Annotated in this window: 19 protein-coding genes; 15 read left to right on the top strand and 4 right to left on the bottom strand. The window is 53.3% G+C overall.

Annotation, left to right across the window (positions count from 1 at the left end):
• Position 1: 1 nt before the first annotated feature.
• The 6 genes from PY990_RS00990 to PY990_RS00965 all read left to right on the top strand — a co-directional run bounded on the left by PY990_RS00990 (position 2) and on the right by PY990_RS00965 (position 8,525).
• Positions 2–754, top strand: coding sequence for a sulfite exporter TauE/SafE family protein (locus PY990_RS00990; RefSeq protein WP_275270016.1), 753 nt, complete (start codon positions 2–4; stop codon positions 752–754).
• A 41-nt stretch (positions 755–795) separates the two neighbouring features.
• The gene (locus PY990_RS00985) at positions 796–1,185 is read left to right on the top strand and encodes a hypothetical protein (RefSeq protein WP_275270015.1); all 390 of its coding nucleotides are present in this window, start codon (positions 796–798) and stop codon (positions 1,183–1,185) included.
• Between the two features lie 4 nt (positions 1,186–1,189).
• Positions 1,190–1,822, top strand: a complete 633-nt coding sequence (locus tag PY990_RS00980; RefSeq protein WP_275270014.1) for an FMN-binding negative transcriptional regulator — start codon at positions 1,190–1,192, stop codon at positions 1,820–1,822.
• Between the two features lie 401 nt (positions 1,823–2,223).
• Positions 2,224–3,963: an arginine--tRNA ligase gene (argS, locus tag PY990_RS00975; RefSeq protein WP_275270013.1), complete on the top strand. Its 1,740-nt coding sequence runs from the start codon at positions 2,224–2,226 to the stop codon at positions 3,961–3,963.
• Between the two features lie 130 nt (positions 3,964–4,093).
• Positions 4,094–8,074 carry an FAD/FMN-binding oxidoreductase gene (locus PY990_RS00970; RefSeq protein ID WP_275270012.1) on the top strand — a complete coding sequence of 1,327 codons (3,981 nt, stop codon included), beginning with the start codon at positions 4,094–4,096 and terminating at the stop codon, positions 8,072–8,074.
• On the top strand, positions 8,046–8,525 hold the full coding sequence (locus PY990_RS00965; protein ID WP_275270011.1) for an HIT family protein: 480 nt from the start codon (positions 8,046–8,048) through the stop codon (positions 8,523–8,525). The genes PY990_RS00970 and PY990_RS00965 overlap by 29 nt, the downstream gene beginning before the upstream one ends.
• A 275-nt stretch (positions 8,526–8,800) precedes the next feature.
• Here PY990_RS00965 and phoR read toward each other — a convergent pair whose 3' ends face one another.
• Complete coding sequence (phoR, locus tag PY990_RS00960) at positions 8,801–10,147, bottom strand: phosphate regulon sensor histidine kinase PhoR (protein ID WP_275270010.1); 1,347 nt, start codon at positions 10,145–10,147, stop codon at positions 8,801–8,803.
• A 40-nt stretch (positions 10,148–10,187) separates the two neighbouring features.
• A complete protein-coding gene (gene phoB, locus PY990_RS00955; RefSeq protein ID WP_008250307.1) occupies positions 10,188–10,895 on the bottom strand; it encodes a phosphate regulon transcriptional regulator PhoB in 708 nt (235 codons plus the stop codon).
• Between the two features lie 184 nt (positions 10,896–11,079).
• On the opposite strand from phoB, the gene PY990_RS00950 reads away from it, so the two are divergent.
• From PY990_RS00950 to cysM, 7 genes are all read left to right on the top strand, one after another.
• On the top strand, positions 11,080–11,505 hold the full coding sequence (locus PY990_RS00950; RefSeq protein WP_008250308.1) for a gamma-butyrobetaine hydroxylase family protein: 426 nt from the start codon (positions 11,080–11,082) through the stop codon (positions 11,503–11,505).
• An 18-nt stretch (positions 11,506–11,523) separates the two neighbouring features.
• On the top strand, positions 11,524–12,264 hold the full coding sequence (gene ubiE / locus PY990_RS00945; RefSeq protein WP_275270009.1) for a bifunctional demethylmenaquinone methyltransferase/2-methoxy-6-polyprenyl-1,4-benzoquinol methylase UbiE: 741 nt from the start codon (positions 11,524–11,526) through the stop codon (positions 12,262–12,264).
• A gap of 50 nt (positions 12,265–12,314) precedes the next feature.
• The gene (locus tag PY990_RS00940) at positions 12,315–13,328 is read left to right on the top strand and encodes a Tim44 domain-containing protein (protein WP_275270008.1); all 1,014 of its coding nucleotides are present in this window, start codon (positions 12,315–12,317) and stop codon (positions 13,326–13,328) included.
• A gap of 78 nt (positions 13,329–13,406) precedes the next feature.
• The gene (locus PY990_RS00935) at positions 13,407–14,135 is read left to right on the top strand and encodes a ubiquinone biosynthesis accessory factor UbiJ (protein WP_275270007.1); all 729 of its coding nucleotides are present in this window, start codon (positions 13,407–13,409) and stop codon (positions 14,133–14,135) included.
• Positions 14,132–15,727, top strand: coding sequence for a ubiquinone biosynthesis regulatory protein kinase UbiB (gene ubiB, locus PY990_RS00930; protein ID WP_275270006.1), 1,596 nt, complete (start codon positions 14,132–14,134; stop codon positions 15,725–15,727). The genes PY990_RS00935 and ubiB overlap by 4 nt, the downstream gene beginning before the upstream one ends.
• 61 nt (positions 15,728–15,788) lie before the next feature.
• Positions 15,789–17,234: a high affinity choline transporter 1 gene (locus PY990_RS00925; RefSeq protein ID WP_275270005.1), complete on the top strand. Its 1,446-nt coding sequence runs from the start codon at positions 15,789–15,791 to the stop codon at positions 17,232–17,234.
• A gap of 41 nt (positions 17,235–17,275) precedes the next feature.
• The gene (cysM, locus tag PY990_RS00920; protein WP_105028367.1) at positions 17,276–18,178 is read left to right on the top strand and encodes a cysteine synthase CysM; all 903 of its coding nucleotides are present in this window, start codon (positions 17,276–17,278) and stop codon (positions 18,176–18,178) included.
• Positions 18,179–18,186: 8 nt separating this feature from the next.
• Here the strand turns inward: cysM and mltB are convergent, their stop codons facing one another.
• A complete protein-coding gene (gene mltB / locus PY990_RS00915) occupies positions 18,187–19,242 on the bottom strand; it encodes a lytic murein transglycosylase B (protein WP_275270004.1) in 1,056 nt (351 codons plus the stop codon).
• Positions 19,243–19,357: 115 nt separating this feature from the next.
• On the opposite strand from mltB, the gene PY990_RS00910 reads away from it, so the two are divergent.
• A complete protein-coding gene (locus PY990_RS00910) occupies positions 19,358–20,278 on the top strand; it encodes a histone deacetylase family protein (protein ID WP_275270003.1) in 921 nt (306 codons plus the stop codon).
• Complete coding sequence (locus PY990_RS00905; RefSeq protein ID WP_275270002.1) at positions 20,275–20,964, top strand: carbonic anhydrase; 690 nt, start codon at positions 20,275–20,277, stop codon at positions 20,962–20,964. Before PY990_RS00910 ends, PY990_RS00905 begins: the two co-directional genes overlap by 4 nt.
• Before the next feature lie 26 nt (positions 20,965–20,990).
• Here the strand turns inward: PY990_RS00905 and PY990_RS00900 are convergent, their stop codons facing one another.
• Positions 20,991–21,542 (bottom strand): hypothetical protein, encoded by a 552-nt coding sequence (locus tag PY990_RS00900; RefSeq protein WP_275270001.1) that lies wholly within the window; start codon positions 21,540–21,542, stop codon positions 20,991–20,993.
• Between the last annotated feature and the right edge of the window lie 415 nt (positions 21,543–21,957).

Raw genomic sequence — 21,957 nt, 5'->3', positions numbered from 1 at the left:
CATGGCTCTGGACATTAACGACTACACCCTGATCGTTGGCCTGGCATTTTTGGTGGCAGGTTTCGTCAAAGGCGTCACCGGCATGGGTTTGCCCCCAATCGCAATTGGTTTGATGGCGGTGGTGGTTGCGCCCGTGCAAGCAGCCGCGCTGATTGTTGTGCCCTCCATGGTCAGCAATGTCTGGCAAATGCTGATAGGCCCGGGATTTTGGATTGCCTTGCGCCGCTTTGCCGGTTTACTCGTCATGGTGTGTATCGGCGCTGCCTTCGGTGTGGGCGTTTTGACCGGTAGCACGCCTGCGTATGCCACCCTGGTTTTGGGTCTTGTCCTGTTTGTGTACGCCGTGTTGGGTCTGTTCAAGTTCAACATGCATGTGAACGCCAGCCAGGAACGCTGGGCTTCGCCCCTGGTGGGTGGGCTTACCGGGTTTCTGGCGGGTGCAACCGGCGTTTCATCGGTGCCTTCCGCACCGTACATGAATTCCTTGGGTATGGACAAAGACGAGTTGTTGCAGGCTTTGGGTTTGGTATTCACCGTGGGCACTTTTGCTCTGGCAGTGGGCCTGTACCTCAAGGGGCGGTTTGAATTGGCTGCGGCCTGGGAATCCACTTTGTGCCTGATACCCACCATGGCCGGGGTGCTGGCGGGGCAAAAATGCCGAGCCCTGTTGAGCGCAGAGACTTTCAAAACCGTGTTTTTCCTTGGCTTGCTGCTATTGGGCAGCTACATGATTGCCCGTGTGCTTTGGCTGTAGGCTGATATACACTGAGAACTCAAACACCCAGGGAGAAAAGCATGCGTCGCATGTGGGTAGCAGTGTGCATCATGGCGGGCGCAGCTGGTTTGCTCAATGCCGGTCAACTTCATGCCGCACCTATCACGGTCGAGAAAGCACTGGCCCGTTTGAATCAGGAAGTGCAGGTTCAAATGAAAGTCCGTTCCAGCAAATTGCGCACCGAACGCGATGAAGTCGACTTGAATTCACACACCAGTTTTCGGGATCCCGCCAATCTGGCTGTAGTCATTGATGGTCGCGTGGCGGCTTGGTATTCGTATCAAGGTATTCACGACTTGCCAAAATTCTTTTTTGGTAAAAATATTGTGGTGTCGGGTGTGGTTGAGCAATTTGGCGATCAAACCCGAATCCTTGTCGTCGACCCAGCCCAAATTCAAATCGTGAAGTAAGCCCATGTATTTGCCCAAGCAGTTTGAGGAAACCTCGATTCCGGTGTTGTTGAATTTGATCAAGGCTCACCCCTTGGCCACTGTCATTACGATGTCAACTTCGGGGCTGAACGCCAATCACATACCCATGGTAGTTGTGGAAAACATTGATGGAACAATGGTGTTACGTGGTCATGTGGCAAGGGCCAATCCAATCTTGGCTGATTTGGCGGTGTCATCACAAACTTTGCTGGTATTTCAAGGCGCAGAGCATTACATCACTCCCTCCTGGTATGCCACCAAGCAGGAAACAGAAAAGGTGGTGCCCACCTGGAATTACGCGGTGGTGCATGTCAAAGGTCAAATGCGGGTTGTGGATGATGCAGCATGGCTACATCAGCAACTGGAAGATTTGACTGCGCAGCAGGAAGGCACGCGAGATCAGCCTTGGTCTGTCAACGATGCACCTGCCGAATTTCTGGATCAAATCAAGCAGGCGATTGTGGGTTTTGAAGTTCAAATCGAGAGCATGGTTGGTAAATGGAAAGTCAGCCAGAACCAGCCGCCCAAAAACAGGGCGACCGTGGTCGAGGGGCTGGAACAGGAAGGCACCGAAAAAGCCCTTCTGATGCGTGATTTGGTGAAGAAAAACCTTTAGGCGAGTTGGGTACACGCAATGCCTTCTTCCCGGCTAAAAAGCGGTCAGTGTTTGTGTTGTGGGCGCGTTACTGCGCTGACCTTTCATCACCTCATTCCTAAAAAATTACATCGACGTGCTTTTTATCGGAAAAATTTTGACAAGGAAACCTTGAATCAAGGCGTCAATATTTGCAGGCTTTGCCACGATGGCATCCATGATTTGTATGATGAAATGAAATTGGCCAAGCAATTTTCCAGCGCTGAGACACTGCTGGCCGATGAGGCCCTTCAAAGGCATTTTGCCTGGGTGGCCAAAAAGAAATAGCACTCAGCCCCTGCCAGTGTTAAGCCATTCCAGGTTCCCGGCGGGAATACTTGGTACAATCAGGGGCTTAGCTCAAACCTGCCTGAACCGTCCCCATGCTTGCCCAACAACGAAATACGCTGATCGCCGCATTTGAAGCGGCCGCTGCTGCTGCCCTGAACCAGCCTTTTGAGGGGGTGGTTACGCTCGAAAAACCCAAAGACGCCAGCCATGGCGATGTGGCCTGTAACCTGGCCATGCAATTGGCCAAGCCCGCCAAGCGTAACCCCCGTGAGCTGGCCCAGCTGCTCGCCGAACATGTCAAAGCCAATGCCGACTGCGCGAATTTGGTCGACGCCATTGAAATTGCGGGCCCAGGCTTTATCAACATTCGTTTAAGCCAAACGGCCCGTGTTGCGGTCGTGGCCCAAGTGCTGGAGCAGGGCGCTGAGTTTGGAAAGTCTCAAGCCCATTCGGGCGAAACTGTCTTGATCGAGTTCGTGTCAGCCAACCCCACGGGGCCCTTGCATGTGGGGCATGGTCGGCAGGCTGCGCTGGGCGATGCCATGGCTGCTGTCATGCAAACCCAGGGCTGGGCAGTTCACAAAGAGTTTTACTACAACGACGCTGGTGTGCAAATTCAAACTTTGGCCACCTCCGTGCAGGCCCGCGCCAAAGGGCTTAAGCCAGGTGATACTGCATGGCCTGAAAGTGCCTACAACGGCGATTACATCGCCGACATCGCAGCCGACTTTCTGGCTGGCAAAGAAGTGAAAGCGGCCGATGGCGAACCCGTGAAAGGCAGTGGTAACGCGGATGATATTGAATCCATCCGAGCCTTTGCGGTGGCATACCTGCGCGCTGAGCAAGATCTGGATTTGAAGGCTTTTGGCGTCAATTTTGATCAGTTTTACCTGGAAAGCTCCCTGTACACCGAAGGCAAGGTCGAGGAGGCCGTTGCCCTCATGGTTGCGTCGGGTAAAACTTTTGAGGAAGGTGGGGCGTTGTGGCTGCGCTCAACCGATTACGGCGATGACAAAGACCGGGTCATGCGAAAATCCGAAGGCGGATATACCTACTTTGTGCCCGATGTGGCCTATCACATCCAGAAATTCAAGCGCGGCTTTGGCAAGGTCATCAACATTCAGGGCACCGACCACCATGGCACCATTGCGCGTGTACGGGCGGGTTTGCAGGCCTGCAATGTGGGCATTCCGCAGGGTTACCCCGATTACGTTCTGCACAAAATGGTCACGGTGATGAAAGGCGGGCAGGAAGTCAAAATTTCCAAGCGTGCGGGTAGTTACGTGACTGTGCGCGACCTGATTTGCTGGTCAGGTGGCGTCGATGAAAGCCAGCCCATGCTGAGCCAGCCCGAAGCCTTGACCAAAGGCCGTGATGCCGTGCGCTTCTTCCTGGTCAGCCGCAAGGCAGACACCGAATTTGTGTTCGATGTGGATTTGGCCTTGGCCCAGTCCGATGAAAACCCGGTGTATTACGTTCAGTATGCCCATGCCCGGATTCACTCCATTCTGGATCAGGCAGAAATCGACGTGGCAGGTTTGAACAATGCAGATTTGAGCCTGTTGGGCGCGCCTTCAGAGTTGGCTTTGCTCAGAACGTTGGTTTCTTACCCGGACATTTTGTCCAAGGCGGCTGAGGAGTTGGCGCCACACCACATCGCGTTTTACCTGCGTGAACTGGCCGGTGCTTTCCATACTTTTTACAATGCCGAGCGCGTCCGTATTGACGACACAGCCCTTAAAACCGCCCGTGTGGCCTTGCTGGTGGCTGTGGCCACGGTATTGGCCAATGGCTTGGCGGTGTTGGGTGTTTCTGCGCCGAAGCGCATGTAAAAGTTTGGTGTGAAATAAGTCAAAACCCTTGCGGTATAAGGGTTTTGGGCAAGAATTGAGGAGGCGCCACTCTAGGCGCAAGTGCCGTGTTTTTGGTACCATGAAAGGCTAAGCAGTCTAAAGGTTTTGCATGAACGCACCCGTCGAATTAAACACATTGAAACCCTCAGCCGGCGAAACCGCGCGCCTGAGGGAAATTCCATACAACTACACCTCGTTTTCGGACCGTGAAATCGTGATCCGCCTGCTGGGTGAGTCGGCTTGGAACATTCTTCAAGAGCTGCGCCAGGAGCGAAAAACCGGTCGGTCAGCCCGCATGTTGTTCGAAGTGTTGGGCGATATCTGGGTGGTTCGTCGCAATCCGTACTTGCAAGACGACTTGCTGGACAACCCCAAGCGCCTGACTGCGCTGATCGAGGCCTTGTTTCACCGCTTGAGTGAAATTGATGCCCGCCGGGTTGAGGTCAAAGAAGCTGCTGTGGAGACCGACTCTGAGGATCGCAGTGCCAAGGTTCGAGAATTGTTGACCGTGGCTGAAAAAGCCGTGTTCGAGTTTCAGCGTGAGCTGGAAGCCATGGCAATTCTGCGAGGTCATGCCCGCAAAGCACTGGGTGAGCACACCGCGAAAGACAACATCAAATACGATGGTTTGTCCCGTGTTTCACATGTAACCGATGCAACCGACTGGCGCGTTGAATACCCCTTCGTGGTGCTCACCCCCGATCGGGAATCTGAAATTCCCGGTTTGGTGAAAGCCTGTATCGATTTGGGGCTCACCATCATTCCACGTGGGGGCGGCACGGGTTACACCGGTGGTGCAGTGCCACTCACGGCCATGTCAGCCATCATCAACACCGAAAAGCTGGAAGAACTCGGCCAGGTGAAAATGGAAGTGCTGCCGGGCTTGAGCGAAGAGTATGCCACCGTGTTTTCTGGCGCAGGCGTGGTTACCAAACGCGTGTCCGAGGCGGCAGAGCATGCAGGCCGGGTGTTTGCGGTAGACCCTACATCAGCTGAAGCCAGCTGTATTGGCGGCAATATCGCCATGAATGCGGGCGGTAAAAAAGCAGTGCTGTGGGGTACTGCGCTGGACAACCTGGCCTGGTGGAGAATGGTCGACCCGCAGGGTGACTGGCTTGAAGTGACCCGCGTGAACCACAATCTGGGCAAAATTCACGACGCACCCTATGCCGAGTTCGACCTGGTGTGGTCCGATGGTCGCCAGGCGCCGAATGCCAAAATTCTGAAAACTGAACGCCTGAAAGTCGAAGGCGCGCGTTTCCGCAAGGTGGGTTTGGGCAAGGATGTCACCGACAAATTTCTGGCAGGCCTGCCTGGTATCCAGAAAGAAGGTTGCGACGGGCTTATTACGTCGGCCAAATGGATTTTGCATCGCATGCCCAAGCACACCCGCACGGTGTGTCTGGAGTTTTACGGTCAAGCCCGCGATGCCGTGCCCTCGATTGTTGAAATCAAAAATTACCTCGACGGTGAAGGCAAAGCCATGGGTGCCATTTTGGCGGGCCTTGAGCACCTGGACGAGCGCTACCTGCGCGCGGTGAAGTACAGCCCCAAATCCAAGCGCGGCGCTTTCCCGAAAATGGTGTTGTTTGGCGACATTGTGGGCGACGATGAGAACGCGGTGGCCCAAGCTGCATCTGAAGTCGTTCGCCTGTCCAACGGTCGCGCTGGTGAAGGTTTTGTGGCAGTCAGCCCTGAAGCCCGCAAGAAGTTCTGGCTCGACCGCGCACGCACGGCGGCCATTGCGCGCCACACCAATGCTTTCAAAATCAATGAAGACGTGGTCATCCCCTTGCCGCGCATGGGTGAATACACCGACGAAATTGAACGCATCAACATTGAACTGTCAATTCGCAACAAGCTGAAGCTGGTGGCTGAGTTGCGCTCGTTCTTCGAAAAGCCGCTGACTTTGGGCAAAACCGATGAAGTCGATTCTACCAAGTTGTCCGTTGAAGACCTCGTGGGTGATCGTGTGGGTCGCGCTGTTGAATTGCTTGAATCGGTACACGAGCGCTGGAGCTGGTTGCTGGCCAATATGAACATGCCTTTGGCACAAGCCAACCCGGTGATGAAAACGATTGGCCTGGGGCACTTGGATGCGGCGCTTGAAAAGCGCTTGGCTGAGCAGCCCGAAGCCACTGTATTTGATGTGCTGCAAGACCGCACCATTCGCGTTAGCTGGAAAACCGAGTTGCGCCACAACTTGAACCGCATTTTCGAAGGCGGTGTGTTTGTGCCTGTGATGGAAGAATGCAAAGCCATTCACAAGCAAGTGTTGCGTGGCCGCCTGTTCGTGGCACTGCACATGCATGCTGGCGATGGCAATGTACACACCAACATTCCGGTGAATTCCGACGACTATGAAATGCTGCATGAAGCGGAACACACTGTGGATCGAATCATGCAGATTGCCCGCAATCTCGATGGTGTTATTTCCGGCGAGCACGGCATTGGTATTACCAAATACCAATACCTGACCAAGGAAGAGTTGCAGCCTTTCCAGGACTACAAGCAGCGCATCGACCCGGAAGGTCGATTCAACAAGGGCAAATTGTTGCCTGGCGGCGATCTGACCAATGCTTACACGCCCAGCTTCAACCTGATGGGCCATGAAAGCCTGATCATGAGCCAAAGCGACATTGGCTCCATTGCCACCTCAGTGAAAGATTGTCTGCGTTGCGGCAAGTGCAAGCCCGTGTGTTCTACGCATGTGCCGCGCGCCAACTTGCTGTACAGTCCACGCAATAAAATCCTCGCCACTTCCTTGTTGGTTGAGGCTTTCCTGTACGAAGAACAAACCCGCCGTGGTGTGTCCATCAAGCATTGGGAAGAATTTGAAGATGTGGCTGACCACTGCACCGTGTGCCACAAGTGCTTGACCCCTTGCCCGGTCGACATTGACTTTGGCGATGTGTCCATGAACATGCGCGCCTTGTTGCGCAAGATGGACAAGAAAAGTTTTAACCCGGGCACAGCCTTGGCCATGACTTTCCTGAATGCGAAAGACCCGGCCACCATTAAGGCCATGCGTGTGGGCATGACCGGTATTGGTTACAAGCTGCAACGCGGTGCCTACAAAGTGGCCAAATCGCTGGGCATGTTGAACAAGCAAACTGCCAAGCCGCCTGCCACCGTGGGCAAGGCCCCAATTCGTGAGCAGGTGATTCACTTCATCAACAAGCCCATGCCCGGTGGTTTGCCCAAGAAGACTGCGCGCGCGCTGCTTGATATTGAAAACAGCGATTACGTACCGGTTATTCGAAACCCGAAAACCACACAGGCTGACACCGAAGCGGTGTTCTACTTCCCTGGTTGCGGCTCTGAGCGACTGTATAGCCAGGTGGGATTGGCTACGCAAGCCATGTTGTGGAATGTGGGTGTGCAAACCGTGTTGCCACCCGGCTACCTGTGTTGCGGCTACCCGCAGCGCGGGGCAGGGCAGTACGACAAAGCCGAGAAAATGATTACCGACAACCGTGTGCTGTTCCACCGCGTGGCCAACACACTGAACTACCTCGACATCAAAACCGTGGTGGTCAGCTGTGGCACGTGCTACGACCAGTTGCAGGGTTATGAATTCGAGAAAATTTTCCCAGGCTGCCGCATCATCGACATTCATGAATTCCTGATGGAAAAAGGCGTGAAGCTGGACAACGTGACGGGTACGCAATACATGTACCACGACCCTTGCCACACACCCATGAAGACCTATGACCCACTGAAGGTGGTGAACACCTTGATCAACAGCGAGTTGCAGGGGCAGAACATCACGAAAAATGACCGTTGCTGTGGTGAATCCGGTACCTTCGGCGTGTCGCGCCCCGATGTGGCCACGCAGGTTCGATTCCGCAAGGAAGAGGAAATGCGCAAGGGGGCTGACAAGTTGCGAGAAAAAGCGCCTCAGGCGGATGTCAAAATTCTGACCAGTTGCCCTTCTTGCCTGCAAGGCTTAAGCCGTTACAGCGACGATGCCAATGTGGATGCCGATTACATTGTGGTTGAAATTGCCAAGAATGTGCTGGGTCAAGACTGGTTGCAGAACTACGTGAAAGAAGCCAACGATGGCGGTATCGAGCGCATCCTTGTCTGATCAAGTGTCGCCGAATCCCAATTGCCCCCTGTGTGCGACACCGGGTGGTGATTGGGTTTTCAATTGCAGCAAATTCCGTGTTATCGAGGCTGTCGATGCGGACTACCCCGGCTTTCTTCGTCTGGTGTGGAATGACCATGTGCGTGAGTTTTCTGATTTAAGCCGAGAAGACCGCATGCTATGCATGGACGCTGTAGTGTTGCTCGAGCAGTTCGTACTTCGTGTTTTCAAAGCCGACAAGGCAAATATTGCAACGCTTGGCAATGTGGTGCCACATTTGCACTGGCACGTCATTCCGCGTTTCACTGACGACAAACATTTTCCCGCACCCGTGTGGGCGACTGCCAAACCCGGAGTCTCCTTATCGCCCCGCCAGCAGTTGGTGCTCGATTCGAAACCAAAATGGATGCTGGACTTGCGGGCTGAATTGCTGGCTGCGTTTCCTGGCTAAGTTGCTGCTTTTCTTTTGATTCGCTCGCTCAGTGCGTGAGATTTGGGTGCTGTGCCGCCTTGCCGGCTTTGCAATGCTTCCCGGCGGCTTCGAAGCGCGGGGCGACTCCGCAAGGAGTCGATGCGAAGACGCTTATGCGTTTCGCATGCCCCAAGCCAGAAGCATTAAGCCGGATCAAGAAGCATTGCTTAGGCACGGTGGCACAGCATCCAAGTCGAGCACCACGCTGAAATTCAAATCGAACTCTGCGAAACCAGTATCGTGCCTAGCAGCGCTCAAACAACCGTCGCTTCAGCAAGCGCAGGCTTGGAAGTCGCGCCAGCCTTCGCCAGCGGCATCAGAATGGTGAAGGTACTGCCTGCATTCGGCCTGCTTTGAATGTCCAGTTCACCATCGTGGCGTTGCACCACATGTTTCACAATGGCAAGGCCCAATCCCGTACCACCGCTTTCACGGGAACGGCTGCGGTCTACACGGTAAAACCGCTCGGTCAATCGCGGAATATGCTCTGCTGAAATGCCAATACCGGTGTCGCGTACCATAAAAGCAGCACAGGCTTTGCCAATTTCGTTTTCTGCGCGTCGCAGCGTGATCGTTATATTTCCCTTCTCGGGCGTGTAGCGCACTGCATTGGTCACAATGTTCGAGAAAGCACTGAAAATTTCGGCCGAGTTGCCAAAACCAATGAGACCTTTTTCCACATCTACAGAAATATGGTGTTTGCCTGCTGAGAGCTGCTGTGCTTCATCGCCTGTTTTTTGAGCAATTCCGCTCAAGTCAACTGGCTCGCCACCTTCGCCTGCATTGGGCGAAGACTCCAGCGCTGACAAGGCCAGCAAGTCTTCTACCAGGTTTTGCATGCGGTTGGCCTGGGTGTACATCAAATTCAGGTACTCGGTTTGCTGTTCCTTGCTCAACGGAAGGTCGCGGAAGGTTTCCAGAAAACCGCTTAACACCGTCAGCGGGGTTTTCAGTTCATGCGACACATTGGCAATGAAGTCGCGGCGCATGCGTTCAAGCTTTTCCACCTGCGTGACATCTCGGGAAAGCACCAGCATTTGCTGGTCACCATAGCTGACCAATTGCACCGACAAAACCTTGCTGCGGCTGCGTGGCGCAGTCATGATCAAGGGCTGTTCCCAAGAGCGGCTGCGAATGTACTTGGAGAAGTTCGGATTGCGAACCAGGTTAATCAATGGTTGCCCGATGTCACTGCCCAGTTTCAAGCCCAGGTGGTCCTGGGCTGTGTCGTTGCACCAGGAAATGTGGCCTTCCGAATCAAGCGTGACAACGCCGTCGGGCAGGGCTTGCGCAGCGGTGCGAAATGAAACCAGGGCATTGGTCAGCGCTTGTTGTTGGCGCTGGTGTAAACGCAAATAGCGAAACAGTTTTGCGGCCAGGTCATCCCACCAGCCTGAGACATCAGGCACATTCTCGACCTTGAAATCATCCAGCCACGCAATGATCCGCAGCCCCGAGCGCACATGCAGTGCATACACCACCAGCGAGGCCAGAATAGACCCCGCCACTGCGCCTTGGTGGCCAGCAACCATTTGGCCCACGATGGCGGCTGCACCCAGCACCATGGCCAACAGTATCAATCGAAAAAAGATGAACGCCATAGGTGCGTATTCTAGGGGAATATCCCTTCCAGGGGAGCCCTTAGTTTAGTGCACCTTCATTTTGCGTTGCAGTAAAACGGTAGCCGGCACCGCGAACTGTTTCAATCAGGCGGTCATGGCCAGAAATGGTCAAAGCCTGGCGCAAACGTCGAATGTGCACATCCACGGTACGTTCTTCAACAAAAACATGGTCCCCCCAAACTTGGTCCAGCAACTGGGTGCGGCTGTGTACGCGCTCTGGGTGGGTCATGAAGAAGTGCAGCAAGCGGAATTCAGTGGGGCCCATGTCGATGATCTTGTCATGGCCCATGATGCGATGCGTCACCGGGTCTAGTTTCAGACCATGTACTTCAACAATGTCGTCGGTCAACTGGGGCGCACGGCGGCGCAGCACGGCTTTGATTCGAGCCAGCAATTCCTTGGGCGAGAAGGGCTTGGTGATGTAATCGTCTGCTCCAGCTTCCAGGCCGTCTACCTTGTCTTGTTCTTCAGTGCGGGCAGTCAGCATGATCACTGGCACATGGCGCGTGCGCTCGTGGCCACGCAGTTCATGCGCGAACTGAATGCCGGTTTTGCCGGGTAACATCCAGTCCAGCAACACCAAATCAGGCAATTCCGCGGTAATCAATGTTTTTGCCTGGTCCGCATCGGCGGCTCGCAGCACTTTGTGCCCAGCAAAACTCAAGTTGACAGCAATCAGTTCTGCAATCGCGGGTTCATCTTCGACAACTAGGATGGTGCTGGACATCTCGTTTTTCCTCTTCTCTGGCATATTTATGGTGTGCAATGCCACCTAAAGTAGTGGATTTCCATGACAGTAATATGACACTTGAATGAATCGTCATCAAATTAATCCCGCGCCGTGGTGTAAACCGCTGTTGGCCTTGATGAGATACACTTAAGGATTACGCATTCCAAAGACCCCAAGCAGCATGGAAACCACCAATATCCCCACCCCGACACGCATTGTTGTGCATCAAAAGTCCAAGGTACTCGAGATCGAGTTCGACACCGGTGCCTGTTTTAACCTGCCATTCGAGCTGTTGCGGGTGTATTCACCTTCTGCAGAAGTTCGAGGTCATGGCCCCGGGCAGGAAACTCTGCAAGTGGGTAAAAAAGAAGTAACCATCAACAATCTGGAGCCCGTGGGCATGTATGCCATCAAGCCGTTTTTCTCGGATGGCCATGATTCAGGCCTTTTTAGCTGGCAATACCTGCTGTGGATGGGCGAGAACCAGGAAGGTTTGTGGGAAGACTACCTAGAGCGCATGAAGGCAGCTGGCGCAAGCCGCGAACCGAATGCGCCTGAAAATATTCCTTTTGAACAGAAGAAGGGCGGCGCCTGCGCAAGCCATTAATCAACGCCACACATTAACATGAACGATAAAATTACCGATTTCGGCTTTGAGAAGGTTCCCGAGGATCAAAAAGCCAAGAAAGTAGCTGAGGTATTTGACTCGGTGGCGGCGAAATACGACATTATGAACGACCTGATGTCGGGTGGTATGCACCGCCTCTGGAAGGCAAGCACAGTGCGTGCTGCGGGTGTTCGCCCCGGCATGAAAGTGCTCGATATTGCGGGTGGTACGGGCGATCTGAGCAAGGCCTTTCTGGACAAAGTGGGTCCTAGCGGAGAAGTGTGGCTGACCGACATCAATGAAAGCATGTTGCGTGTGGGCCGAAATCGCATGATCGATCATGGGTATTTGCCAAAAATGACCCTGTGCGACGCTGAAAAGCTGCCATTTCCCGACAATTACTTTGATGTGGTGACCGTGGCGTTTGGTTTGCGCAATATGACCCACAAGGATGTGGCCTTGAGCGAAATGCGCCGGGTAATCAAGCCGGGTGGCAAAGTGCTGGTGCTTGAATTCTCGAAGGTGAACCCCTTGTTGGCCCCGGCCTATGATCTGTATTCATTTCAGGTGTTGCCAAAAATTGGTCAAATCGTGGCTCAGGACAGTGCCAGCTACCAGTATTTGGCCGAGAGCATTCGCATGCACCCGGATCAGGAAACCCTGAAAAGCATCATGCTTGAAAGTGGGTTCGATCAGGTGAAGTACACCAACTTCACTGCGGGTGTGGTCGCGCTGCACCAAGGAACCAAATTCGCCTGAGTTTGTCTACTGGCTACACGCGAAAAATTAATATTCTGGAGGCTTTTGCTTTGAAAACCCGTGTTTGGTCTGTTCGATTGTCTGTCTTGGCTGTAGTAGCAGCCTTTCTGAGTTTGGGTGCTTTGCCTACCGATGCCGAGGCTAAGCGCTTGGGTGGCGGTGGCAGTTTTGGCCGCTCTGCGCCTTCCCAATTCCAGAAATCACCATCCACTGCACCGTCTGGCACCACTTCCACCGCCCCCAGCAAGCAGCAGGCGACCAGTCCCGCAACTGCGGGTACCGCTGGTGCGGCCGCGCCGCGTAACCGCTTTTTGGGCCCCTTGGGTGGCCTGGCGGCAGGGTTGGGCTTGGCAGCCTTGTTTGGTTACCTGGGTTTCGGCGCTGGTATGGCTGAGTTCCTCGGCACCCTGCTGATGATTGGTTTGGCGGTTTTTGCGGTGATGTTCCTGGTGCGTATGTTGCGTGGCCAGCAGGCTACAAAGCAGCGTCCAGCCTACAGTGCGCCGGGCGCAGCAGGTTCACCCAACAACAGTTATCGCGAGGCGCCACAAACACCGCGTTACAGTGCGCCTTCGAATCCAATCAACGATCCTGTCCCTGGCATGGGGGCACCACGCAACGATCAAGGTTTCGGCCAGTTTGGCAACGCGTCTGCTTTTGATGCACCGATGCCGGCGGCTACACCTGTGAAAGACCTGCCAGCCGGGTTCGATGAAGTGAATTTTGTGAACAGTGCCAAGAAATTTTTTGTGACCATGCAAGGCGTTTTTGACAAAGGCGATGTGGCAGGTCTGCGCGAATACTGCAGCGACGAGGTGGTCGATCATCTTCAGGCTGAAATCGAAGCCCGTGGCAACGCGGTCAACCGAACCGACGTGGTTACCCTGGATGCCCAGTTGATTGGCTTTGAAACGGATGTGGACGAGCAAATTGCGACAGTTGCGTTCACCGGTATGTTACGGGAAGAGCAGGACGCTGCTGCTCAGGAAATCAACGAGCTGTGGATCATGTCCCGCCCCGTGTCCGGCGGTGGCTGGGTGCTGTCTGGTATTCACAATCTGTAATTTTTGAACTGACCCGCCGGGCTTGGCCTGCCCGGCTGGGTTACACTCAAACAAATTTTTATTGTTTGGAAGTGTGTCTTGGCCAGTCCCCCCGTCTTGTTCTTTCAATTTGCCTCCAAACTGCTTTCCTCTGGTTCATCCAAAGGTGCAGCGGGTCAATTGTTCTCAGCGCCCTTGAGTTTGATGTCAAACACGGTGACTCAGATGGTGTGTCTGGTGCTGAACCATTTGCTGGATCAGCAGCGTAGCAGCAAGACCAAATTGCAAAAAGAGGCGGGAAAAGTGCTGGTGCTTGGCATTTCGCCCATGCAGCTCCGGTTGCGTGTGAGTGACCAGGGATACTTTCAGGCCAGTTTGCCAATCAACGGTGTGTTGGCACCGGCTGACACCTCCATTTCCATGCAATGGGCTGATTTGATTGGTTCGGTCAGCAATCCAAACAGCATGTCGAGAAAAGCCGCCATTGAAGGCGACATGGATTTTGCTCAAACCGTGTCCACTGTCATTAACGACTTGAGCTGGGATCCTGAGCGTGACCTGGCGAGGGTAGTAGGCGATGCACAGGCCGTTTGGGTCATGAATACCCTGTCTGCTTTGGGCACCAATGCACGTGATGTGGTGCAGCGTTTCAAAAGCAACTTGCGAGAGTATGTGGTGCATGAAAAAGCCATGGCGCCCACGGCATCCGAGTTTGATGCGTTTCGTGATGAAGTCAATCAACTTCGTGACGAGTTGGCTCGTCTCGAAAAGCGTTTGGCGAAACTCGACCCTCTCAGGCCTGATCAAACACCGGGTGCACCCAAATGAAGTTTCGCCGTCTGGCACGCATCGCTTTGGTGGCCCGAAAGTATGGCCTGTTTCTGATTGCAGCCGATTCAATCAATAACGGCTTTGCAAAGTGGTTTCTCACCTTGATTTCTTCCCGCTCTCATGTGCAGGCTCCGCGTGGCGAACGCATGCGGCGTGCACTGGAAGACTTGGGCCCGTTGTTTGTGAAGTTTGGCCAACTGCTATCAACCCGGCGCGATTTGTTGCCCGAGGACGTGGCCGACGAGTTGGCCAAATTGCAGGATCAGGTACCTGCGTTTTCCTCTGAGAAAGCCCGTGAATTGATTGAAGCCAGCTTGGGACGTCAAATTGACGACATGTTTCTGGATTTCCAGAATATCCCGGTGGCCAGTGCCTCGATCGCCCAGGTTCACTTTGCTGTGATCAGGGCGGGTGCGCATGAGGGTAAAAAGGTCGCGGTGAAAGTGCTGCGCCCCGGTATGATCGAGGTGATTGACAAAGACTTGGCCTTGATGAAAACCGCGGCCCGCTGGGTTGAAAAAATTTCATCCGATGGCAAACGCCTCAAGCCTCGGGAAGTGGTGGCCGAGTTCAACAAATACTTGCACGATGAACTGGATTTAATGCGCGAAGCGGCCAATGCCTCGCAGTTGCGCCGTAATTTCTCGTCCACCTCGGGTAGCGGGCACCTGCTTCGCGTGCCTGAGATGTATTGGGACTATTGCTGTAGCACCGTGATCACCATGGAGCGAATGCACGGCATTCCAATTTCGCAAATCGAGCGGCTGCGCGAGAACAACATTGATTTGAAAAAACTGTCCCGCGAGGGGGTTGAAATTTTCTTCACCCAGGTGTTTCGCGATGGTTTTTTCCATGCAGACATGCACCCCGGTAACATTTATGTGGGGGATCAACCTGAGGATTTCGGTCGTTACATCGCGCTTGATTTCGGTATTGTCGGTACGCTCAGCGATGTGGATAAGCAATACCTGGCCCAAAACTTCCTTGCGTTTTTCCGGCAGGACTACAAACGTGTGGCCGAGTTACACGTGCAATCCGGTTGGGTGCCCAAGGGCACCCGAATCGACGAACTTGAGTCGGCGATTCGAGCCTGTATTGAACCTTTCTTCGGCAAACCCCTGAAAGAAATCTCCTTGGGGCAGGCCTTGATGCGTCTGTTTCAAACCTCTCGCCGTTTCAACGTGGAAATTCAACCCCAACTGGTGCTGTTGCAAAAAACCTTGCTGAACGTCGAGGGGCTGGGGCGTCAACTCGATCCGGATCTTGATCTTTGGAAAACTGCAAAGCCGTACCTCGAGAACTGGATGCACCAGCAAATCGGTTTGAAAGGTTTTCAGTCCAGCCTGCAATGGGAAGCTGCGCAGTGGTCACAAATTCTGCCTGCCTTGCCGCGTTTGTTGCACCAAACCCTGACGCATTCGAATGGGCGGGTTGACGATCAAATCGAACAATTGGTGAAGCAGCAAAAGCGTTTGAACCGGGCATTGTTCTGGATGGTATTGATGTTGGCTGTGCTTTTCGGAGTGGTCGCGCTCGATTTGCTTTGGCCATTTTTAATCGGCTATTCCGGTCCAAAAGGTCTGTTCTAGCAGTGCGCATGTTTCTTGCCTATAATCCGAAATCATTTTTTATTTCTGGTGGGTTTTCAAGATGTTGCTTGCCTCCGTAGTAGCGTATTTGCTGGTTTCTGTACTCATTGGCCTTTATGTGGCCCGAAATGTAAGTAGCGCGGCGGATTATGCCGTGGCTGGCCGACATCTTTCCCTGCCGATTGTAACCGCCACGGTGTTTGCCACCTGGTTTGGCTCGGAAACCGTGCTGGGCATTTCCTCGACGTTTGTGGAAGAGGGCCTGGGTGGCATCGTGGCGGACCCGTTTGGTGCATCCATGTGCCTGATTCTGGCAGGTCTGTTCATTGCCCCCAAAATTTATCGCTTGAATTTGCTCACCTTGGGCGACTATTACCGTGTGCGATACAACCGGGCAGTCGAGATTTTCTGCAGTGCGTGCATCGTGGTGTCCTATCTGGGTTGGGTTGCAGCGCAAATCAGTGCACTGGGTTTGATCTTCAACGTGCTCACCGATGGTGCGGTTTCCCAAGAATGGGGCATGGTGATTGGCGCCAGTGTGGTGCTGATCTACACGCTCTTCGGTGGCATGTTGTCAGTGGCGATCCTCGACTTCATCCAGATGGTGGTCATTGCGGCTGGCTTGGTTTACATCATGTGGATCGTCGCCGATTTGGCCGGTGGTGTGGGTACCGTGGTTGATCATGCCGAGGCCGCGGGCAAATTGCAGTTCTTCCCCGAAGAGTTCAGTTATGTGCTGTGGGTGCCGTTCGTCGGCGCATTCCTGACCATGGCTTTTGGCTCCATTCCCCAGCAGGATATTTTCCAGCGCATCAGCTCCGCCAAAGACGAGAAAACTGCGGTGCGGGGTGCTGTACTGGGTGGCTCCATGTACTTCTTCTTCGCATTTATTCCGGTGTTTTTGGCCTACGGTGCGATCATGATCGACCCCGCCACATTTGAAGCCATGGTGTCCGAGGATTCCCAAATGGTGTTGCCCAACCTGGTGTTGATGCACACGCCTGTCTTTGCTCAAATCGTATTTTTCGGTGCTCTGATCTCTGCGATCATGAGTACGTCCAGCGCGACTTTGCTGGCACCCTCCGTGTCGTTCGCAGAAAATATTGTCAAGAACATCTATCCCAAAATGGATGACAAAGAGCTGTTGCTGACCATGCGTATTTCGGTTTTCGTGTTCACCATCATCGTCGTGGCGTTCGCCATTAACAGTGAATCCTCAATTTTCGAGATGGTGGAAAGCGCCTATGAAATTACCCTGGCTGCTGCATTTGTGCCATTGGTGTTTGGTCTGTACTGGTCAAAGGCTACCTCGCAGGGTGCAGTGGCATCGATTGTGGTGGGTGTGAGCAGTTGGTTGATCGCCAAAAACTTCTTCCCCAGTGAAATTTGGCCGCCCCAGCTGTTGGGCATGGTGTTGGGTTTGTTCACGATGATCATTGCTTCACTGTTGCCACAATGGATCGAACACAGGCCAGCGCTGCGTGACGGTGTTGTGCACCCACATTAAGCTAAAATAGCCGGATTACCTTTGTTGAAAGTGATCCGGCTGTGAAATACCTCACCATTGAAGACACCATTGGCAACACCCCTCTGGTGCAGTTGCAACGCTTGCCTGGCAAGGCCAACGCCGATCGTGGCAACGTGATTCTCGGTAAATTAGAGGGCAATAACCCGGCTGGTTCTGTCAAGGATCGCCCCGCGATCTCCATGATCAAGCGTGCTGAAGCGCGCGGAACCATCAAACCGGGCGATACGCTGATTGAGGCCACTTCGGGCAACACTGGCATTGCCTTGGCCATGGCAGCCGCCATTCGCGGTTACCGCATGGTGCTGATCATGCCTGAGCACCTGAGCATTGAACGTCGGCAAACCATGCGTGCCTTTGGCGCCGAAATCATTTTGACCCCGCAGAAAGGGGGCATGGAGTACGCACGAGACCTGGCCGAGCAAATGCGTGATCAGGGCAAGGGCGTGATTCTTGACCAGTTCGCCAACGAAGACAACCCACTTGCCCACTTTGAAACCACTGGCCCTGAAATTTGGCGCGATACAGCTGGCCAAGTGACTCACTTTGTAAGCGCCATGGGCACCACCGGTTCGATTATGGGTGTTTCGCGTTACCTGAAAAGCCAAAACCCCAATATTCAAATTATTGGGGCTGAACCCAGCGAGGGTTCGCAAATTCCGGGCATTCGCAAATGGCCGAAAGAATACTTGCCCAAAATTTATAAACCCGCCGGTGTAGACCGAGTGGTTCAAGTCACCCAGCTTGAAGCTGAGGAAATGGCACGAAAAATGGCAGCCGAAGAAGGTATCTTCTGTGGCATTTCAGCGGCTGGTGCGGCGCATATTGCCCTGAAAATTGCGGAAGAAGTTGAAAACGCAACCATTGTTTTTATCGTATGCGACCGTGGTGATCGTTACCTGTCCACAGGGGTGTTTCCTGCCTGACAAAGCACTCAATTCAGCATGTCCCTTCTCAGTTTCAATGCCTCGCTGAGTTCAAGCACGGCGTTGGCATAGAAAGAACTGCGGTTGTAACGGGTCACCACGTAGAAGTTTTGCCCGCCTGCCACGAATGCAGGCTCGGCTTCACCTCGCACCAGTTCAATCAGTGCCAGTTTTTCCTCGGGCAATGTTTCACCATTTAATTTCACGCCTTTTTGTTGCATCACCGCTGGCGTAAAGGTGGGCACAATGTCCGGTGCCAGCAGTTCTTGCAAATTGTCGGCATGTTCAATATCCACCAGTACCCGGGTGGCTTTCCCGCTTTCCCAACCATGCACTTTCAGAAAATTGGCCACGCTGAAAATTGCATCGCGGCGGCTGTGAAACAAGTCGACCACGCCGTCGGCGTCACCGTCCACTGCGAAAGCGGTCCATGAACTTGGCATGAACTGACCCAAGCCAATTGCGCCAGCATACGAACCTTTGACCTCAAGCGCGTCCAGGTGGGTTTTGTTGCAAAGGGCGATGAATGCCTCAAGTTCGCTTAAAAAAAACTCCGAGCGGTCACGTTGACCCTCGGGGTAGGCGAAAGCCAGTGTCGCCAGGGAGTCAAGCACCCGGTAATTGCCGATGTGTTGTCCGTAAATTGTTTCCACGCCAATAATGGCCACGATGACTTCTTGCGGAATACCGTATTTGGCCTCGGCTTCTTTCAAGGTGCCCAGGTTGGCATCCCAAAATTCCACACCTTTGCGAATGCGGTAGGGTTCTACAAAACGGCTTCGGTAAGTATCCCAGTTACGAACACTCTTGGTTTTGGGTGGTTTTACTGCCTTGACCACTTGTGGTAACAGCTCAGCCTGTTTCAACAGTTCCAGCGTCGTTGTTGCAGGTATTCCTTCTTTGGCTTGCAGGCGCTCTGCCAAGGCCGCGGCATTTTTGTGCTCGGCGAAGTTGACCTTCTGGGCATCTTGGGCTTGCACGGCTTGAGTGCACAGGGCTGTGCTGATTAGAATGGAGGCAAAGCTTGTTAAGATTCGTTGAGCAGTCACAAAAGGAGTCAGCATGTCCGGTATCGGTGTAGTCAAAAGAAGTAGTGGTCGACCCGGCGCATGTTTGTTTGAATTGGCAGGTCTGTAGTTCACTATAACCCAGCATTCCCGTGCTGTTTGGGCCTAAGCCATGACCACAGCCTATATTTCCCACAATGATTGCGCCCTGCACAACCCTGGCTTGGGCCATCCCGAGAGTATGGCCCGTTTGCGGGTGATTCGAGAAAAACTTCAGGCCTCTGAGTTGTGGCCACGTTTGGTGCATTGCGAAGCGCCCGAGGTGCCTTGGTCGGCTGTGACAGCAGTGCATACTCCCGCCTACGTAGAAAGCATCAAAGCCCGCTTCCCCTTGAAGCGGAACATAGACATCGATGGAGACACCACCTTGTCTGAGTTTTCGCTGGATGCGGCACGTCGCGCAGCAGGAGCCTGCGTTCACGCAGTTGATCTGGTCATGGCTCATGCCGTGAACAATGCCTTTTGCGCCGTTCGCCCGCCCGGTCACCATGCTTGTGTGGACCGTGCCATGGGATTTTGCGTATTCAACAACGTGGCGATTGCTGCGCAGCATGCGATTGATGCCTATCGGCTTGAGCGAGTGCTCATCGTGGACTTTGATGTACACCACGGCAATGGCACCGAGCATGCATTTGCCAATAACCCCAAGGTGTTGATGTGCAGTACTTTTCAATCGCCTTTATACCCCTTCAGTGGGGGGCTGGACGGTGCGCAAAATATGGTCAATTGCCCCATTCAACCAGGCGGTGGTCGCGAGGAAATCAAGCACGCCATTCAAACCCATTGGGTGGATGCGATCGATCGTTTCAAGCCGCAATTGGTGTTGGTCTCGGCCGGTTTTGATGCACACGAAAGTGACCCGCTGGCTGACATGACCCTGAGCACGGAGGACTACGGATGGATTACCCAGTTCTTGAAACGAGTGGCTGAAGAATATTGCGATGGCAAACTGGTCAGTACGCTGGAAGGGGGTTACGAACTGGAGGCTTTGGCCGATTCTGTCTATGCCCATGTGGAGGCGCTTGCATCGTGATTTTTTCAACCCCCGCGCCGTATTCCGAAAATCGATTGAGTGAAATGTTGGCGCGCAACGCCGAGTGGGCGGGGCAAATCACTGCGCAAGACCCAGAGTATTTCAAGCGACTTTCCGCGGGGCAAAGCCCAGCCTTTACCGTGATCAGCTGTTGCGATAGCCGGGCAGACCCCAATACTTTGCTGCAAAGCAATCTGGGTGAATTGTTTGTATACAAGAATGTGGCCAATCAGGCTGGTTTGAACGATCTGAGTTTGCAAACCGCCATCCAGTTTTCCATCGACAGCTTGAAAGTGAAGCACCTGCTGGTGTTCGGGCATCACAACTGTGGTGGCGTTCGTATTGCCTTGGGTTTGCATGCAGGCGGTGCACCTGGCGATTGGCTGGAAGGTGTGCGTGAGCTGGCCCATGATCATCAGTTGTTCAACCCGGCCTCGCCTGAGCAAGCCAACCAGAATGTCGACAAACTGTGTGAGCTGAATGTGATTCAGCAGGTGCGCTTGGCGGCCTTGAGCCCAGCGGTGAATGCCGCTTGGGGCCGGGGCGAACCGGTGGCTGTGGGTGGCTTGGTGTACAGCCTGTCAACCGGGCGGGTCATTGATCTGGATTGCACGATTCGAAGCCGGGCCGAGATCGATGAGCGCTGCTTTTCAGCCATGAAAGCGATCTGTGCAAAATACAATTGAAAGTATTTATGCAGTAACCCTTAATATCAATTGATCGGTTTTTTCTTGTTCCGAAAAATTATAAGTCCAATCGCGAGAAGGATTAGCGTTACCGATCCAGCGCCTATCAGCAGAGAACTAACTCCTAGGCCACCTGCCGCTGCGCCTGCTGCGCCGAAAACTCCTTCAAGTTTTTTTAATTCTTGATCTTCTTTCTTTGCGTCGGCTAGCTGTAGCTTTGTTTTCTGGATCAAGGAATTTAGCTTTTGGATTTCGTCTTTGATTTCAGTAGTGTGAGAAATTGACTGATCAGTTAATAAGGGAATTAACGCTTCGGTGTTGTCAACTGTCTTCTCAATCGCGTCGAGATGTTGGGAGAGTTGTTCTCCTCGTAGCTTGGTTGTGAGCCATAGTTGCTCAAATTTCTTTTGTTCTAGTTTAAGTCGTTGTTCATATAGGCTGGCTTGCGCTTCAATCCGTGCAAGTGAAATATTTATCCAAAGACCTCCGCCAATCGTTCCGACTCCTATTATTGCGGTAAGAGTGGCAATTAGTAGTTTTGGATAATGATCGATCAGACGTGTTAATTGATCCAACATGTTGGAGTCCCATCTCGGCGTTTATTTTGGTTTTTCTTGATCATAGCAACCACTTCGCCGATGGTGCGATTTTTATTAACACGGAGTCGGTGGCGTGCCGCGCGCTCATCTGCTTATGTGGGGGTCGTAACGTCCAACATGTGGATTATTGCTGCGAAGTAAGCGGAAAAAGTGATGGCTGCAACCAGATTTATGCTGATTTTCACTGAATGCTTGAGGTTGAGAAACTCTTTTGTGATTAAGCAAATCACAATTACCCCGCCAAGCCAAGGTGTGAGTTCGCTATTTAACCCGCGCAGTGGCACAGATGCAATTAGTCGCGATATTCCTTGAGTCTGAATTGATAGGTTTTGAAATAGACCGTCAGATACAGGAAAGCCAAATCCAGTAGATTGAACAGTTATCGCGATCGCGA

Origin of the sequence: Limnobacter olei, assembly GCF_029087225.1 — a bacterium.
Taxonomy (GTDB): domain Bacteria; phylum Pseudomonadota; class Gammaproteobacteria; order Burkholderiales; family Burkholderiaceae_B; genus Limnobacter; species Limnobacter olei.
This window is presented reverse-complemented; position numbering and strand designations above follow the sequence as displayed.